Origin of the sequence: Saccharopolyspora sp., from assembly GCF_017434145.1 — a bacterium.
Classification (GTDB): domain Bacteria; phylum Actinomycetota; class Actinomycetes; order Mycobacteriales; family Pseudonocardiaceae; genus Saccharopolyspora_C; species Saccharopolyspora_C galaxeae.
In genome coordinates, this window is sequence record NZ_JAFRFW010000548.1 from 1 (window position 1) to 15,110 (window position 15,110).

The following is a 15,110-nucleotide window of genomic DNA, read 5'->3' on the forward strand; positions in this document are numbered from 1 at the left end:
CGACGAAGCGCCGCGCACCGTGCCGGTGCCGCTCGCCCCGGCGCCGGACGGGCGGCCGAACGGGTTCCTCGGGGTCGCGGCCAGCGGGCAGCCGGACGTGCCGTTCCGCATCGACATCAGCCTCGCCGACGTCGGCGGGCCCTCGGCCGGACTGATGTTCTCGCTGGCCATCGTGGACAAGCTGACGCCGGGCGAGCTAAACGGCGGGAAGTTCATGGCGGGCACCGGCGAGATCACCGACACCGGCCAGGTCGGACCGATCGGCGGCATCCCGTTCAAGATGACGATGGCCCGGGAGGCCGGCGCGACGATCTTCATGGTGCCCGCGGGCAACTGCGCGGAGGCGAAGTCGCAGGCTCCGGACGGACTGCAGCTGGTTCGGGCGGGCACTCTCGACGAGGCCACCAAGGCACTCGACACCATCCGCGCAGGCGGCGTACCCCCGAGCTGCTGACCACCGTTCACCAGGAGTGAACGGACCGCTCGCCCAATCTATTAGGACCAGCGGTCCGCTCACTCGGCACGTCGATGCGCTGATCAAGTGAGCCGCGGGCGTGTCGGCTCGATCTCGAGCCGCGGGGGCAAGCCGGATCGTTCGGAGTGAACGGAACTTTCGCCGAATCTACTCGGACGAACGGTCCGCTCACTCCGCATGCGTTCGCGGTGATCGGGCGAAGCACCGGCGCGTCGGCGGAAGGTCAGGCGGCGAAGGTTTCATGCAGCGCCCGGAGGAGGTTCGGGGCCAGCGACGGATCCTGGATCAGCTCGCCTTCCTCGGCCACGCGCAGCCGCAGCACGCAGGTCTCACCGCCGTCCCGTAGCACCGCCGCGACCAGCCGCGCCTCCTGCCGGTCCGGATGTTCGGCCGCCGTCTCGCGCGCCTGCTCGTCGTCGGAGGGCAGTTCCGCCTCGGCTTCCGGCGGCAGCACCACGATCTCCTGCACCAGCGCGCACCCGGCGACCTGCTCGGGCCAGGCGACCCGGGACAGCGCGTCGCCGAGGTCCTCGGCGGGCAGCGAGTCCTGCGCGATCGGCGTCAGCGGGGCTTCCGGATCCAGTTCCTCGGCCAGGTTCGGCTCGTTGGCCAGCAGCTGGGCGGTCGGCACCAGCGCGAAGATCTGCGCGGGCTGATCCCAGCCCGCGGCGGCCACGAACTCCTCGATCTCGCGGGCGGAACCGGGCAGGGCGGCGGCGAGCTCCTCGCCGGAAGCGGCTGACATGCCGGTCATCGTCGCAGCCGGACCGCAGGCGCGGCGCAGCCGCCGTGACCTGCGGGCGAGATGCCGGATTCGCCGGAATCCGAGTGCGCTCCGGGAAACCCCCGGCGACGTCGTAGAGTTGAACATCATGCGGGGTCCGTGCACCCCGCCGGCCCGTCGATCGTCGCCTGGAGTGTGCGCTGTGGCCATGCGGCCCCCGGTTGGAATGCCGAAACTGTCCCGGCGCAGCCGGATCCTGCTGATCATCGGCGGGATCGTGCTGGTGGCGCTGCTGATCTGGTCCAGCCTGGTCGGTGCCTACGTCGACTGGCTCTGGTTCAGCGAAGTCGGCTACCGCGGCGTGTTCACCACCCAGGTGCTCACCCGCGTCGCGCTCGGCGCGGCCGCCGCGGTCTTCCTCGGTGCGGTGCTGCTGCTGAACCTCTGGATCGCCTACCGCACCCGCCCGGTGTTCGTCCCGGTCAGCGGCCCGGAAGATCCGCTCGCCCGGTACCGCACGGTGATCAGCGCGCGGCCGAAGCTGTTCGCCATCGGCATCCCGGTCGCGGTGGCCGTGCTCGGCGGGCTCGCGGCGCAGGCCGACTGGCAGACCGTGCAGCTGTTCCTGCACAGCGTCCCGTTCGGCAAGACCGATCCGCAGTTCGGCCACGACATCAGCTTCTACACCTTCGAGCTGCCGTTCTACCGGTGGCTGCTGTCGTGGAGCTTCGTCGCCGTCACCGTCGCGTTCCTCGGCGCGCTGGTCACGCACTACATCTTCGGCGGCGTCCGGCTGGCGGGACGTGCCGGGCAGCTCGCCGCGCCCACCCGCGTGCAGCTGGCCGTGCTCGCCGGGATCTTCGTGCTGCTCAAGGCCGTCGACTACTTCTTCGACCGCTACGACCTGCTGCTGTCCCAGCGCAACTCGCTGTTCACCGGTGCCACCTACACCGACCTGAACGCGCTGATGCCCGCCAAGCTGATCCTGCTGTGCATCGCGGTGTTCTGCGCCTGCGCCTTCTTCGCCGCGGTGTTCCTGCGCGACCTGCGGATCCCGGCGCTGGCCACGGTGCTGCTGGTGCTCTCCAGCGTGCTGGTCGGCGCGGTCGGGCCCGCGCTGCTCGAGCAGTTCTCCGTGAAACCGAACGCCAACCAGCGCGAAGCCGAGTCGATCAAGCGCAACATCGACGCCACCCGCAACGCCTTCAAGATCGGCCCGGAAAACGTCGACGTCAAGGACTACCCGGGGGTGACGAACCTGCAGCCGCAGCAGGTCGCCGACGACCCCGGCACCATCCCGAACATCCGGCTGCTGGACCCGAGCGTGCTGTCCGACACGTTCACCCAGCTCACCCAGCAGTACAACTTCTACGGATTCCCGGACAAGCTGGACGTGGACCGCTACCGCGGCCCGGACGGGCAGCTGCAGGACTACCTGGTCGCGCTGCGTGAGATCAACACCAACGGGCTGGCCGCCAACCAGCAGTCCTGGATCAACCAGCACATGGTCTACACGCACGGCAACGGGTTCGTCAGCGCGCCGGCCGACCGCGTCGACTCGACCTACCAGGAAGGCCGCACCCAGGGCGGCTACCCGGTGTTCTCGGTCAGCGACGTGGCCAACGGCGGCCGCGGCGAGATCCCCGTGGACCAGCCGCGCAGCTACTTCGGCGAACTCGCGTCGACCTACGCCATCGTCGGCGGCGACCCGGGCGACGCGCCGCGGGAGTACGACACCGACCGCAGCGCCTACACCTACCAGGGCAAGGGCGGCGTGCCGCTGGGGAACTGGTTCAACCGGCTGATCTTCGCCGCGCACTACACCGAGCGGAACATCCTGTTCAACCAGGCCATCGGAGACAACTCGAAGATCATCTACGAGCGGAACCCGCGCGACCGGGTGCAGAAGGCCGCGCCCTGGCTGAAGGTCGACGGCGACCCTTACCCGGCAGTGGTCAACGGCCGGATCAAGTGGATCGTCGACGGCTACACCACGCTGAACAACTACCCGTACTCCGAACTCACCGAACTCGGCGAAGCCACCAACGACACGCTGCCCGGGGTGCAGCGCCAGCCGAACCAGCAGATCAACTACATCCGCAACTCGGTGAAGGCGACCGTCGACGCCTACGACGGCAGCGTCGACCTGTACTCCGTCGACGACCAGGACCCGGTGCTCAAGGCCTGGCAAGGCGTGTTCCCCGGAACCGTCAAACCCTCCAGCGAGATCAGCCCCGAACTGCGCAGGCACTTCCGCTACCCCGAAGACCTGTTCAAGGTCCAGCGCAGCCTGCTGACCGAATACCACGTGGACAACCCGGCGGACTTCTACTCCACCCAGACCTTCTGGGAAGTCCCGCCGGACCCCACCAGCAACGGGCAAGGTGGCTCCGCCGCACAAGGCAACCAGCAGCCGCCGTACTACGTCGTCGCCCAAGTCCCCGGCCAAGACCGGCCGAAGTTCCAGCTCACCAGCGCGCTCACCGCGCTGCGCAGGCAGAACATGGCCGCCTGGGTCTCGGCCTCCTCCGACCCGCGCGACTACGGCAAGCTCACCGTGCTGCGACTGCCCACCAACACCCAGACCGCCGGGCCGAACCAGGTCCAGAACCAGATGGAATCCACCCCGGAGGTCACCGAGAACCGCACCCTGTTCAACAACCCCAACGTCCGCCCCATCTTCGGGAACCTGCTCACGCTGCCCGTCGCCGGTGGGCTGCTCTACGTCGAGCCGATCTACATCCAGCGCAACGAGCAGGACTCCTACCCGCAGCTCGCGCGGGTGCTCGTCTCGTTCGGCGGCGACGTCGGCTTCGCCGAAACCCTGCCGAAGGCACTGGAACAGATCTTCGGCGCAGGCGCGGGCGACGCCACCGGCCCCGGACAGGAGCAGCAACGACCGCCCGAGCAGCAGCAACCGCCCGGGCAGCCCGGGCAACAAGCAACACCCGAGCTGCAGCAGGCCGTCTCGGACATCCGCGGCGCGCTCGAACAGGTCCGCTCCGCGCAGCAGTCCGGCAACCTCGGCGACCTCGGCACCTCGTTCCAGCAGCTCAACCAAGCCATCGCCCGGTTCGAGCAACTCCAGGGCAACGGCGGCTGAGGCCAGGGGGTGGGTCGCCGCGCGACGCGACCCACCCCCCGGTTCTTCACCCGACGACCCGTCGCGTAAGCTGATGGCACAACGAAAGACGGCGCGGGGTGGAGCAGTTCGGTAGCTCGCTGGGCTCATAACCCAGAGGTCGCAGGTTCGAATCCTGTCCCCGCTACGAGCAGTGTGTTTGAGGCCCCCGCCTGTTGGCGGGGGCCTCTTCCCGTTTGGGGCGGTGTTTGTACGGGGGCCGAGCCCCCGTAGGCCCCCACGGTGCGGTGGTTGCGGCGCGTTGGCTCCTTGCGTTTCGAGTCCAAGGGCCTGGGGAGCGACCAGCAATGTGCGGGGCGGTCGAGTCGCAGTCGTGGTCGCTTCGACTAGGTGTGTCTTGTGTGGGCCTGCGGGGCTCGCTTCGCATCGCGGTGTGAGGTGGGGTGCTGCGGGCTCATCGGTAAGTCGATGGGTCTCGCGTGGGGCGCGGGTTGTGGATTCGGGCATGTGGGGGTGTGTTCTGGGGTATGGGGGTTGGAAGGGAGCGGTGCTTGTGGCGTAAGAGGACGGTGCGAGTGCGAGGAAAGTGTTGGGAGTCAAGGAGATCGGGTGGAGCGCGCCCAGATCTTGGCGCACGCGGGGGAACACAGGCGATCCGCAGGCGCCACACCCGGCAGCGGGCGCATCGGGCGGGTGCACACCGCGCACACGTGACGCCTGGAGCGAAATTTTTTGCGCACACAACTGAAAAATCCGAGCAGTCCGCCGCCGCGCCACATCCTCGACCTCCGTCCGAACACGACCGCCGGAACGACGATCAGTCGGCACAGCATGTCGAGTAACGCGCAGTGACCGTCCTATTTGGCGCTCAACCGCACCGTTTCGTGCAGGTAGACCGCACGATCAGGTAGCGACGGAGGCCGCTGCGGACTCTTCGCACAGGCTCCGGAACGAGCAGGCGGGCGCCCCGTTCGCCTTTCTGGCAGAGCGATGTGCCCTGGAGCACGCCAGGACGGAGGCATCCGCTCACGCACCGCAGACGGCCGCTGGTCCACCCGGAGCAGTCCGCTGCAACCACAGTGGACAGAACGGCCGACCATTGTGGACAGCCTAGGAGGGCCGTGGCACCGTGGGACTCGTGACTGAGCTGAACGCGACATCCGCCGCCCTGCTGGGGCTGCTGCACGACGGCCCGAAGACCGGGGGGCAGCTCGTCGCTGCCGCCACCGAACGCTTCGGTGGTTTCTTCAGCGTGACCCGCAGCCAGGTGTACCGGGAACTGCCCGCGCTGACCGAGTCCGGACTGCTGCGGCTCGGCAAGCAAGGCCCCCGCTCCAGCCAGCAGTACGCGATCACCGCCGCGGGCAAGCGCGCCTTCAAATCCTGGCTGAACACCGAACCCGGGCCGGACAACGTCCGCAGCCCGCTCATCCTGCGCCTGGTGCACGCCGGGCAGTTGACGGCCAAGCAGCGCACCGCCCTCGTCGAATCCGCCCGCGCGCAGTACACCGCGAAGCTGGACGAGGCGAAGAACGCCGCCAAGGCCGCCGACGACCCGTACGAGAAGGCGGCGGCCGACTTCACCGTCGCGCACAACCGAGCCATCATCAAACTGCTCGACGCCATTCCGGAATGAGCCGCAGCCCCGGCCCGCGGTGGGCCGGGGAATCGTTTCCGGTGCCGCGGGGCCCGTCCTCGTGGGCCGGAGCCCGCTGGTGAAGTACCCTTGAACACCGTGAATCCCGACGTCGCCGCAGACCTCAAGGAACTGTCCACCACGCTCGAAGGCATCGAGAGCGTCATGGACCTGGACGCAGTGCGCGCGCAGATCGCCGAACTGGAGGCCGAGGCCGCCAAGCCGGACCTGTGGGACGACGTCGAGCACGCGCAGCAGGTCAGCAGCCAGCTGGTGCACCGGCAGAACGAGCTGCGCAAGGTGACCGACCTGCGCCAGCGGGTGGAAGACCTGGAGGTGCTCTACCAGCTCGGTGAGGACGAGGGCGACCAGGCCAGCGTCGCCGAAGCCGACGAGGAGCGGAACCGGCTCAAGAAGGAACTCGATGCCCTCGAGGTCCGCACCCTGCTGTCCGGCGAGTACGACGAACGCTCCGCGATGGTCACGGTCCGCGCCGAAGCAGGCGGCATCGACGCGGCGGACTTCGCCGAGATGCTGATGCGGATGTACGTGCGCTGGGCCGAGCGGCACGACTACCCGGTCGAGGTCTACGACACCTCCTACGCCGAAGAAGCCGGCGTCAAATCCGCGACCTTCCGCGTCAACGCCCCTTACGCCTACGGCACGCTGTCGGTGGAGCAGGGCACCCACCGGCTGGTGCGGATCTCCCCGTTCGACAACCAGGGCCGCCGCCAGACCTCGTTCGCCGGGGTCGAAGTGCTGCCGGTGGTGGAGGAGACCGACCACGTCGAAGTTTCGGAGAAGGACATCCGGGTCGACGTCTACCGCTCCTCCGGCCCCGGCGGGCAGAGCGTGAACACCACCGACTCGGCCGTGCGGATCACCCACCAGCCGACCGGCATCGTGGTCTCCTGCCAGAACGAGAAGTCGCAGCTGCAGAACAAGGCCGCCGCGCTGCGGGTGCTGCAGTCCAAGCTGCTGGCCCGCAAGCGGGAGGAGGAGCGCGCCGAGCTCAACGCGCTCAAGGACAGCGGGTCGAGCTGGGGCAACCAGATGCGCTCCTACGTGCTGCACCCGTACCAGATGGTCAAGGACCTGCGCACCGAGCACGAGGTCGGCAACCCGGAGGCGGTGCTGGAAGGCCAGATCGACGGGTTCCTGGAAGCGGGCATCCGCTGGCGCCGCCAGCAGGAAGCCGCGGCCTGACCGACGCCGCCGGGCCGAGCGGCCCGCCGCCCTTGCGGGTGAACCGAGCCGATCGCCCACCGGGTCGATGATCAAGCGCTGACCTGCGGTGGGAACCCCGATCTCGGGGTGCTCGCGGACTGGCCCGGGTGAGCCGTAATCCCCCGAACGGTCGCAGGTAAACTCACCGCCCGTGATCCGGCTTGAGCACGTGTCCAAGGGCTACAAGACCTCGACCCGCCCCGCGCTCGACGATGTTTCCGTCGGCGTCGACAGAGGCGAGTTCGTGTTCCTCATCGGCCCCTCCGGCTCGGGGAAGTCGACCTTCCTGCGGCTGCTGCTGCGCGAGGAAGTGCCTTCCCGGGGCCGGGTGTTCGTGGCCGACTGGAACGTCGCGAAACTCCCACGCCGCCGCGTCCCGCGGCTGCGCCAGCGCATCGGGTGCGTGTTCCAGGACTTCCGCCTGCTGAACAACAAGACCGTCGCGGAGAACGTGGCGTTCGCGCTGGAGGTCATCGGCAAGCCCCGGCACACCATTCGCAAGGTGGTGCCGGAAGTGCTGCAGCTGGTGGGCCTGGACGGCAAGGCGGACCGGATGCCGCACGAGCTCTCCGGTGGGGAGCAGCAGCGCGTGGCGATCGCCCGCGCCTTCGTGAACCGTCCGCTGGTCCTGCTGTGCGACGAACCGACGGGCAACCTCGACCCCGATACGAGTCAAGACATCATGCTGCTGCTGGAGCGGATCAACCGCACCGGCACCACAGTGCTGATGGCAACGCACGACCATTCGATCGTTGACTCCATGCGGCGCCGCGTCGTCGAACTCAGCGTCGGCCGAGTGATCCGCGACGACGCCCGCGGCGTCTACGGCGTCGGCCGCTGACCCGTCCCGCACCCCCGAACCCAGCCAGGAAGCACACTCCAAGATGCGCGCGAGCTTCGTATTCAGCGAGGTCATCAACGGCCTTCGGCGCAACGTCACGATGACCATCGCCATGATCCTCACCACGGCCATCTCGGTCGGCCTGCTCGGCGGGGGTCTGCTGGTGGTCCGGCTGATCGACCGGATGCAGGACGTCTACCAGGACCGGGTCGAGGTCGTGGTGTTCCTGACCGACGACATCAGCGCCAACGACAGCAGCTGCACGCAGCAGCCGTGCGCCGGGCTCAAGGGCGAGCTGACCCAGTCGTCCGGTGTCCAGTCGGTCAAGTACGAGAACCGGGACCAGGCGTTCGCGAACTTCCAGAAGGCGTTCGAGAACATGCAGGAGCTGCGGGACGTGGCGCGCAAGGAAGCCATGCCCGCCTCGCTGCGGATCAAGCTCAGCGACCCCGAGCGGTTCGGCGCGATCCAGCAGAAGTTCGAGGGCAAGCCCGGCGTGGACAGCGTCGTCGACCAGGCCGAGTACCTGGACCGGCTGTTCAACGTGCTCAACGGGATCCGCAACGCGACGTTCTCGGTCGCGCTGGTGCAGGCGCTCGGCGCGTTGCTGCTGATCTCCAACACGATTCAGCTCTCGGCGTTCAACCGGAGAACGGAAACCGGCATCATGCGCTTGGTCGGGGCCACGCGCTGGTACACCCAGTTGCCGTTCTTGCTGGAAGCGATGGTGTCCGGGTTGCTCGGCGCGGTGTTGGCGGTCGTCGGACTGCTGATATCGAAGGCGGCGTTCATCGACAGGGTCATGGGGCCGGTGTTCGGCACCGGCATCATCCCGGAGATCGGCTACGCCGACATCGGCGCGGTTTCCCCGATCATGCTGCTGGTGGCGGCGGCGATCTCGGCGACCACCGGTTACGTCACGCTGCGGCTGTACGTGCGGCTCTAGGAAATGGGTTTGACCAGCTGGCTTAGAGTCGAAGCATGGTGAAGGAACGCGGCCGCAAGCTCATCGCCCAGAACCGCAAGGCGCGGCACGACTGGTCGGTGCTGGACACCTACGAGACCGGCATCGTGCTGACCGGTACCGAGGTGAAAAGCCTGCGGCAGGGCAAGGCGTCGCTGGTGGACGCGTTCGCCACCGTGGACGAGGGCGAAGTGTGGCTGCGCAACGCGCACATCCCCGAGTACACCGAGGGGACCTGGACGAACCACGAGCCGCGCAGGTCCCGCAAGCTGCTGCTGCACGGCTGGGAGATCGACCGGCTGCTCGGCAAGATCAAGGAGACCGGGCTGAGCATGGTCCCGCTGTCGATGTACTTCTCCGACGGCAAGGCCAAGGTCGAACTCGCCCTCGCGCGCGGCAAGAAGGCGCACGACAAGCGGCGTGACATGGCCAAGCGGGACGCCGAGCGGGAGATGGCGCGGCACGTCGGCCGAGTGCGCAAGGGCCGCGTGTGACGACGTCGGACGTGACTGGGCCGGACGTGACTGGGCCGGAACTGACGGGACCGGAGACCGACGCGCAAGTGCGGCCGTGGCTGGCCGAGCTCGGCATCCCCGGCCTGGTCGATCTGCACACGCACTTCCTGCCGGAACGCGTGCTGCAGAAGGTGTGGGCCTACTTCGACCAGGCAGGCACGCACTACGGCATGGACTGGCCGATCCACTACCGGCACGACGAGCCGACCAGGCTGCGGCTGCTCGGCGAACTCGGCGTCACGACGTTCGCGCCGCTGGTGTACCCGCACAAGACCGGCATGGCGGAGTGGCTGAACGAGTGGGCGCTGGATTTCGGTGCGCGCACGCCCGGTGCGGTGCCCACGGCCACCCTCTACCCGGAGCCGGGCATGGCCCGCTCGCTGAGCGCCGCGCTCGACTCCGGAGCCCGCTGCGTCAAGGTGCACGTTCAGGTCGGCGGGTTCGACCCGCGCGACCCGCTGCTCGACGAATGCTGGGGCAGGCTCGCCGAAGCCGGCGTGCCGGTCGTGGTGCACTGCGGGCACGGCCCGCTGCGCGGTGCGCACACCGGGCTGGACGTGTTCGGCGAGGTGCTGCGCAGGCATCCGTCGCTGACCGCGGTCCTCGCTCATGCCGGAATGCCCGAGTACGGCGCGGCGTTGGACTTGGTGCACCGCTACGAGCGGGTGCACCTCGACACCACGATGGTCGGGGTGGCCTTCACCGAGCAGTTCGCACCGTTGCCGGCTGACTGGTCGGCGCAACTGGCCGCCGTACGCGACCGCGTGGTGCTCGGCACGGACTTCCCGAACATCCCGTACCCGTACGCGGAGCAGCTCGCGGCGATCGCGGGCTGGGCCGGGGCCGACGACCGCCTGGGCACCGACTTCCTGCGTGCGGCGCTGCTGCGCAATCCGGCCCGGCTGCTCGGCGTCGACGGCGCGGACCAGGCGTGACGAGGTTCGGGGATATTGGAATGATCTGCCGAGGGCCACACGTTATGCTGTGGGAAGGCCCGAGCGGCCTGGAAGTGAATGAACGGTACGGCTGCGCTCGATGGCAGCCGACAAGGGGGTGAACGGTTTCGACTCCGTGAGTTGATCCAAGAGAAGCGTGCCGGTGCAGGCGGGAGACCACCGAAAGCGTCGCCGTGAACAAATAAGCGCCGACAAGAGTCAGCGCGAGTTCGCCCTCGCTGCCTGAGCGAGGAGCAACTCTGTCGGACCGGGTACGCCTCCGACCCGGAATCCGGCATCGACAAGGAGGCTGCACCATCAGGACCGGTCGCGGGGCCTGGTGGGACATCCAACAGCGACTGGGCTCGTCACCTCGGCTAGTTCGCGAGACCGAGGGAGCCAAGTAGCGGCATAGCGGACTGCGCACGGAGAAGTCTTGGTGAAGCGACGGAGGACCCGGGTTCGATTCCCGGCACCTCCACGAGGCGGCGGATGCTGCTCACCGCGGCTGCGGGTTCGCCGGTGCCTGTCGTGTTAGTTGCGGGGGCCGAGCCCCCGCAGGCCCCCACGGTGCGGTGGTCGGCTTTTGTCGGCTCCGCACCGTATTGTTGTTGGTGGCTGGGTCGTGGACCAGCCTCCGGCGGTGTTTGCGTTGGCTGGCGTCTGGTCCTTGTCGGCCCGCGGTCGCGCACTCGGCAGGTATGTCGACTGTTTTCGGGCAATGAACAGGGAAAATGGCGTTTCGAGGGTCCACGGTGGTCGGAACTGGCAGCTGCCTGGAGCCGGTGGCGAAATCGGAGTCCGGCGTGTCCGCACCGTGTTCGCCTTTTCCGATCGACGTGGGCGTCGTCCGTACCGCCATGGTCGCTGAACAATGCGGGCGGTTGACAAGGCAGTGTCAGGGTTGTGACGGCTCGCGGTTCTCCAGCGATGCCGCCGCTTCTTCGCAGAGCTCTCGGATTCGGCCGCGCGGGAGTTCGATCAGCGTGGCATCGAGCAGATCGGGGCGCCGTGCGGTGAGCTGGATGCGTTCCCGCGCCGCGTTCTTCGTCATCGGCCCTCGCGCCGAGTCGCGGCTGAACCGGACCAGCCCGTCGCGCCACACGTTGCCGATCTTGCCGTGCGCCCGGTCCAGCAACTGGCGGGTCAGCCGCGCGGAAGGAGCGCCTACCAGCGCGGCTTCGACGAGCGCGTAGCGGGAATCCGGCTCGTTGCGGCGGAATCGCAGCGCGTACTTGTCCGCGATGAGGTCGCCCAACTCCCGCCGAGCCGTTTCGCCTGCGACGTCGGGGTGCTCGCCGGGCACCAGCAGGACGACTCGTTCGGCGTTGACCGCCAGCAATACGCGCAGCAACCACGGACCGGGGTCGGCGGAGAGGTCGGCTGCGACGGCGAACGAGGGCTGCCTGGTGATCGCGGCGGGCAGCCCGCTCGACATCAGCGTGCCGAGCCGCACGTGGCCGATGTTGCCGAACGAGGGCTGCCACCCGTCGGCCAGCACCGCGAGCGGCAGGTCCTGCTCGCCGGTGGCGGCCGTGCGCAGTGCTTCGATCGTCGGCTCGTCGAGTGCGGCGTTCGCGCCTTCCAGGGATTGCGCGCCGTGGGTGTAGATGTTCGGTGCGGACGACCGCGCCGGGGCGTCGAACGCCTTCCACGTCCGCGAGGTCGGCCTGCACACGTACAGGTCGCTGGCGCTGCCCACGGCCTGCGCGCCAGCGTAGCTGTTGAAGTCCGGCAGGATCGCTTCGTAGACCAGGTGCAGTTCCTGGATCGCCCGCTGGACCTTCAACCCCAGCGTCGGCTGCCGCTCCCCGAAGCCGTAGGCCAGCACCAGCCGTCCCAGCTCGCGGTCCCGGAGCGACGCCAGGCCGCGGGAGAGGAACAACGCCACGCCCTCGGGCGTGTAAGGCGGATCGGTGATCAGCAGGTCCGCGGATTCCTTGGCAGCGCTCGGGAAACCGAACCGGAAATCCGCGAACAGGCAGCGGATGTTCAGCCCGCGCCGCCGCGCCTGCTCGTCGATGAACTCCAGGATCCGCTCGTCCACGTCGACGACGGTGATCGCGACACCGGTGTTCACCTGCGCCACCGCCAGCGACGTCAGGTCGTGGTCGCCCGCGCAGAGCAACTGCGCACCGGACAGGTCGAACGTCGCGTCCAGCCACAACGCGCGCCGCACCACCGTTTCCGCGGTCGCCGAGACGTGGTCCAGCGCTTGCCGTCCCCGCGGAGCCGCCGCGATCAGGCGATCCATCTCGTCGATCGTCGATCGGTGCCGTTCCAGCGCGGGCGCCAGCGGATCGGCCAGCCGGACTCGCCGCAGCTGCTGGTAGCCGAACCGCTCCCGGTAGCTTTCCGCGCGATCCGGACGCAGGCGGATGCCGTCTTCGCCGGTGATCAGGTCGGGGCCGACCGCTTCCAGCACCGCCTCGACGCCGCGGCGGGATACCGCGGAGAGCCGGACCAGCGACGCCAGCGTGTGCGGGCCTTCCGTCAGCAGCGCGATGATCTCGCGCAACGGACGCGCGTGCGCACCGGCCGCCGACACCAGCTGTTCCGCGTTCTGCAGTGCGTCGCGGGCAGGCGCTGAAGGCGTTTCGTCGGTGGGCACGGGCGTACTCTCCCACAGCGCGAATACGCTGGTGGACCCTGGTTGTGCTGCGGTTCGGGCGTTCAGTCGACCAGTGCGTAACCGTTCTCGAGACCTTCGCGGAGCCAGTTCTCGACGGTGCCCATCCGATCGGTAACAGGGGTTTCGCCGAGCAGCTCCGGATCGATGATTCCCGCTTCCACCGGGCACGGCGCGGCGGTCCCGCGGCTCATCGCCTCGACAATGGAAGGGCGGGCGGTGCTCAGCTCGGCACGTACCAGGCGGCGCGCTCGACCGGACGCGGATCGTTTACCACTGCGGACTCTTCGGCGAAGCGCATGGTGCGCCGTTGCGGGAGCACGTGCTGCGGCCATCCGGGATCTCCGTTCGTGGCGAAGGAAATCCACGCCGAGTGCATCGCCCGGGCCAGTTCCGCCGGTGCTTCCGGCTCGCCCAGCAGCTTCTCGGGGCCGTGCAGCTCGGGGTCGTGCGCGCGGTCGAACACGAACGGCAGCTCGACGCCGTGCGACGCGCCCAGCTGCCCCTCCAGCGCCGGGGACGGCCAGGCGAACTCGTAGCGGTAGGTCGCTGCCGGGTGCGCGGAGTGCGCGTCGGCGAGGCTGCGGCTGCCCGCGCCGAACACGCCGTCGCTCCAGATCGCCGAGCGGAGTTCGCCCGCGGAGGCGCCCGGTCGTTGCTCGCGGTAGGCGGCGATCAGCCGATCCGGGTCGGGATGTGCTTGCGCCGCAACGACTCGCACATCTTCCATTGTGGACTGCTGGTCGGCCAGGTAGAGGTTGGCCTCCTCCTCGGTGGTGCCGACGATCAGATCGACGTCGCACCCGGCTCCGGTGGCGAGAACCTCCGCGGGCGGCCGTTCCAGCACCGGCCCGAGCCGGGAGATGCCGAGGAACGGATCAGCCCGCCCATGCACCCGAGGGTCCACCGGCGCCAAAGCGCCCAGCGCAGCCAGCAGGCGCTCATCCGGGATCTCCGGGATGTCGTCCCGCCGGACTCCGAGATCGCGGGCCAGCGCCGAGCTCAGCAGTTCCGCCTGCGCCGGGGCGAACGCGCCGGTACCCGAGCCGCTCTGGCTGATCGCGCGGCGGAAAAGCCCGCGTGCGGCCGGATCGGCGAGGGCCGCTGCGGTGATCATCGCGCCCGCGGACTGACCGAACAGCGTCACGTTGTCCGGATCCCCGCCGAACGCGCTGATCTCTTCCTGCACCCACTGCAGTGCCATCAGCACGTCGAGCAAACCGCGGTTGTCCGGCCGTCCCGGCACCGAGAGCCAGCCCGGCACGCCGAGCCGGTAGTTCAGTGTCACCAGCACCACGCCGTCGCGGGTGAACGATTCGCCGTCGTAGAGCGATCCCCGCGCCGACCCGGCCACGAAACCGCCGCCGTGCACGAAGACCATCACCGGTAGCCCGCGGGTCGCCGCGTCCGGGGTCCACACGTTCACCGTGAGGTGGTCGTCGCCGCGCACCCATCCCGGGCCCAGGAACGGGCGCATGTCGAGCCGGCCGAGCCGGTGCTCGGGCATCGGAGCCGTCGGACCCGGGCGGGTCGCGTCCCGCACTCCGTCCCAGCCGGGGTGCGGTTGCGGCGCGGCGAAGCGGGCGGTGGGCGGCGCGGCGTAGGGGATCGCGGAGAACGCATGGCCGGAACCGCACCGCCGCCCGCGCACGGAGCCCTTCGACGTGCCCACGATCATGCTTGCCTCCGTTTCGGGCGGGGAAGGCCGCCCGGTTCGTCGCGGATCGGTCACCACACCGGCCGATGCGCGTTGTGACCACTGTGGACGGTTAGGTCGACGTCGCTCGCCGATGCTAGCGACGACGCTCCGAGTCGGTCGGAGAGCGGATGCGCCTCGGTTCGGCGGGCCCGCTTCCGCGCACCGGATTTCGCGGAAACGCGGTTGCAGCGAGCGTTCGCGGGATAACGTGCCGGATCGTGCAGCAACCTCAGTGGCAGAACCAGCAACCGGGTGGAGCAGTGCCGCCGCAGCAGCAAGCTCTGGCCCAGCCGTCCGCCCGGCCCGTGCCCGTGCTCGTCGCGACCGTGTTCGGCGGCGCGATCGCGCTGGCCCTGTTCGGCCTGGCGGCCTACACCCTCATC

At 69.0% G+C, this 15,110-nt stretch carries 12 protein-coding genes, 1 tRNA gene and 1 other RNA gene; 10 read left to right on the forward strand and 4 right to left on the reverse strand.

What is annotated here, in order from left to right; all coding sequences use genetic code 11:
- A partial coding sequence (locus tag IJH84_RS15250) for a S16 family serine protease (RefSeq protein ID WP_295145568.1) occupies window positions 1-454 on the forward strand: 454 nt, incomplete at its 5' end.
- Between the two features lie 244 nt (window positions 455-698).
- Here the strand turns inward: IJH84_RS15250 and IJH84_RS15255 are convergent.
- Window positions 699-1,220, reverse strand: a complete 522-nt coding sequence (locus tag IJH84_RS15255) for a PPA1309 family protein (protein WP_200072642.1) — start codon at window positions 1,218-1,220, stop codon at window positions 699-701.
- 187 nt (window positions 1,221-1,407) lie between these two features.
- On the opposite strand from IJH84_RS15255, the gene IJH84_RS15260 reads away from it, so the two are divergent.
- The 9 genes from IJH84_RS15260 to ssrA all read left to right on the forward strand — a co-directional run bounded on the left by IJH84_RS15260 (window position 1,408) and on the right by ssrA (window position 10,883).
- Window positions 1,408-4,302, forward strand: a complete 2,895-nt coding sequence (locus IJH84_RS15260; RefSeq protein WP_200072643.1) for a UPF0182 family protein — start codon at window positions 1,408-1,410, stop codon at window positions 4,300-4,302.
- Window positions 4,303-4,394: 92 nt separating this feature from the next.
- Window positions 4,395-4,468 (forward strand) — tRNA-Met (locus IJH84_RS15265).
- Between the two features lie 951 nt (window positions 4,469-5,419).
- Window positions 5,420-5,917, forward strand: coding sequence for a PadR family transcriptional regulator (locus tag IJH84_RS15270; protein WP_200072644.1), 498 nt, complete (start codon window positions 5,420-5,422; stop codon window positions 5,915-5,917).
- A 99-nt stretch (window positions 5,918-6,016) separates the two neighbouring features.
- Window positions 6,017-7,123 carry a peptide chain release factor 2 gene (gene prfB, locus IJH84_RS15275; RefSeq protein ID WP_295145572.1) on the forward strand — a complete coding sequence of 369 codons (1,107 nt, stop codon included), beginning with the start codon at window positions 6,017-6,019 and terminating at the stop codon, window positions 7,121-7,123.
- A 172-nt stretch (window positions 7,124-7,295) separates the two neighbouring features.
- Entirely contained in the window at window positions 7,296-7,985 is a 690-nt protein-coding gene (gene ftsE / locus IJH84_RS15280) for a cell division ATP-binding protein FtsE (protein WP_200072646.1), read from the forward strand.
- Between the two features lie 43 nt (window positions 7,986-8,028).
- Entirely contained in the window at window positions 8,029-8,931 is a 903-nt protein-coding gene (ftsX, locus tag IJH84_RS15285; protein WP_200072647.1) for a permease-like cell division protein FtsX, read from the forward strand.
- Between the two features lie 35 nt (window positions 8,932-8,966).
- Window positions 8,967-9,443: an SsrA-binding protein SmpB gene (gene smpB, locus IJH84_RS15290; protein ID WP_200072648.1), complete on the forward strand. Its 477-nt coding sequence runs from the start codon at window positions 8,967-8,969 to the stop codon at window positions 9,441-9,443.
- Between the two features lie 26 nt (window positions 9,444-9,469).
- Window positions 9,470-10,399 carry an amidohydrolase family protein gene (locus IJH84_RS15295; RefSeq protein WP_295145577.1) on the forward strand — a complete coding sequence of 310 codons (930 nt, stop codon included), beginning with the start codon at window positions 9,470-9,472 and terminating at the stop codon, window positions 10,397-10,399.
- A gap of 114 nt (window positions 10,400-10,513) precedes the next feature.
- Window positions 10,514-10,883: a transfer-messenger RNA gene (ssrA, locus tag IJH84_RS15300) on the forward strand.
- Between the two features lie 414 nt (window positions 10,884-11,297).
- Here the strand turns inward: ssrA and IJH84_RS15305 are convergent.
- From IJH84_RS15305 to IJH84_RS15315, 3 genes are all read right to left on the reverse strand, one after another.
- On the reverse strand, window positions 11,298-13,010 hold the full coding sequence (locus IJH84_RS15305; RefSeq protein ID WP_295145579.1) for a bis-aminopropyl spermidine synthase family protein: 1,713 nt from the start codon (window positions 13,008-13,010) through the stop codon (window positions 11,298-11,300).
- Between the two features lie 62 nt (window positions 13,011-13,072).
- On the reverse strand, window positions 13,073-13,222 hold the full coding sequence (locus IJH84_RS15310) for a hypothetical protein (RefSeq protein WP_295145581.1): 150 nt from the start codon (window positions 13,220-13,222) through the stop codon (window positions 13,073-13,075).
- A 29-nt stretch (window positions 13,223-13,251) separates the two neighbouring features.
- Window positions 13,252-14,706, reverse strand: coding sequence for a carboxylesterase family protein (locus IJH84_RS15315; protein WP_295145583.1), 1,455 nt, complete (start codon window positions 14,704-14,706; stop codon window positions 13,252-13,254).
- Window positions 14,707-15,110: the final 404 nt, after the last annotated feature.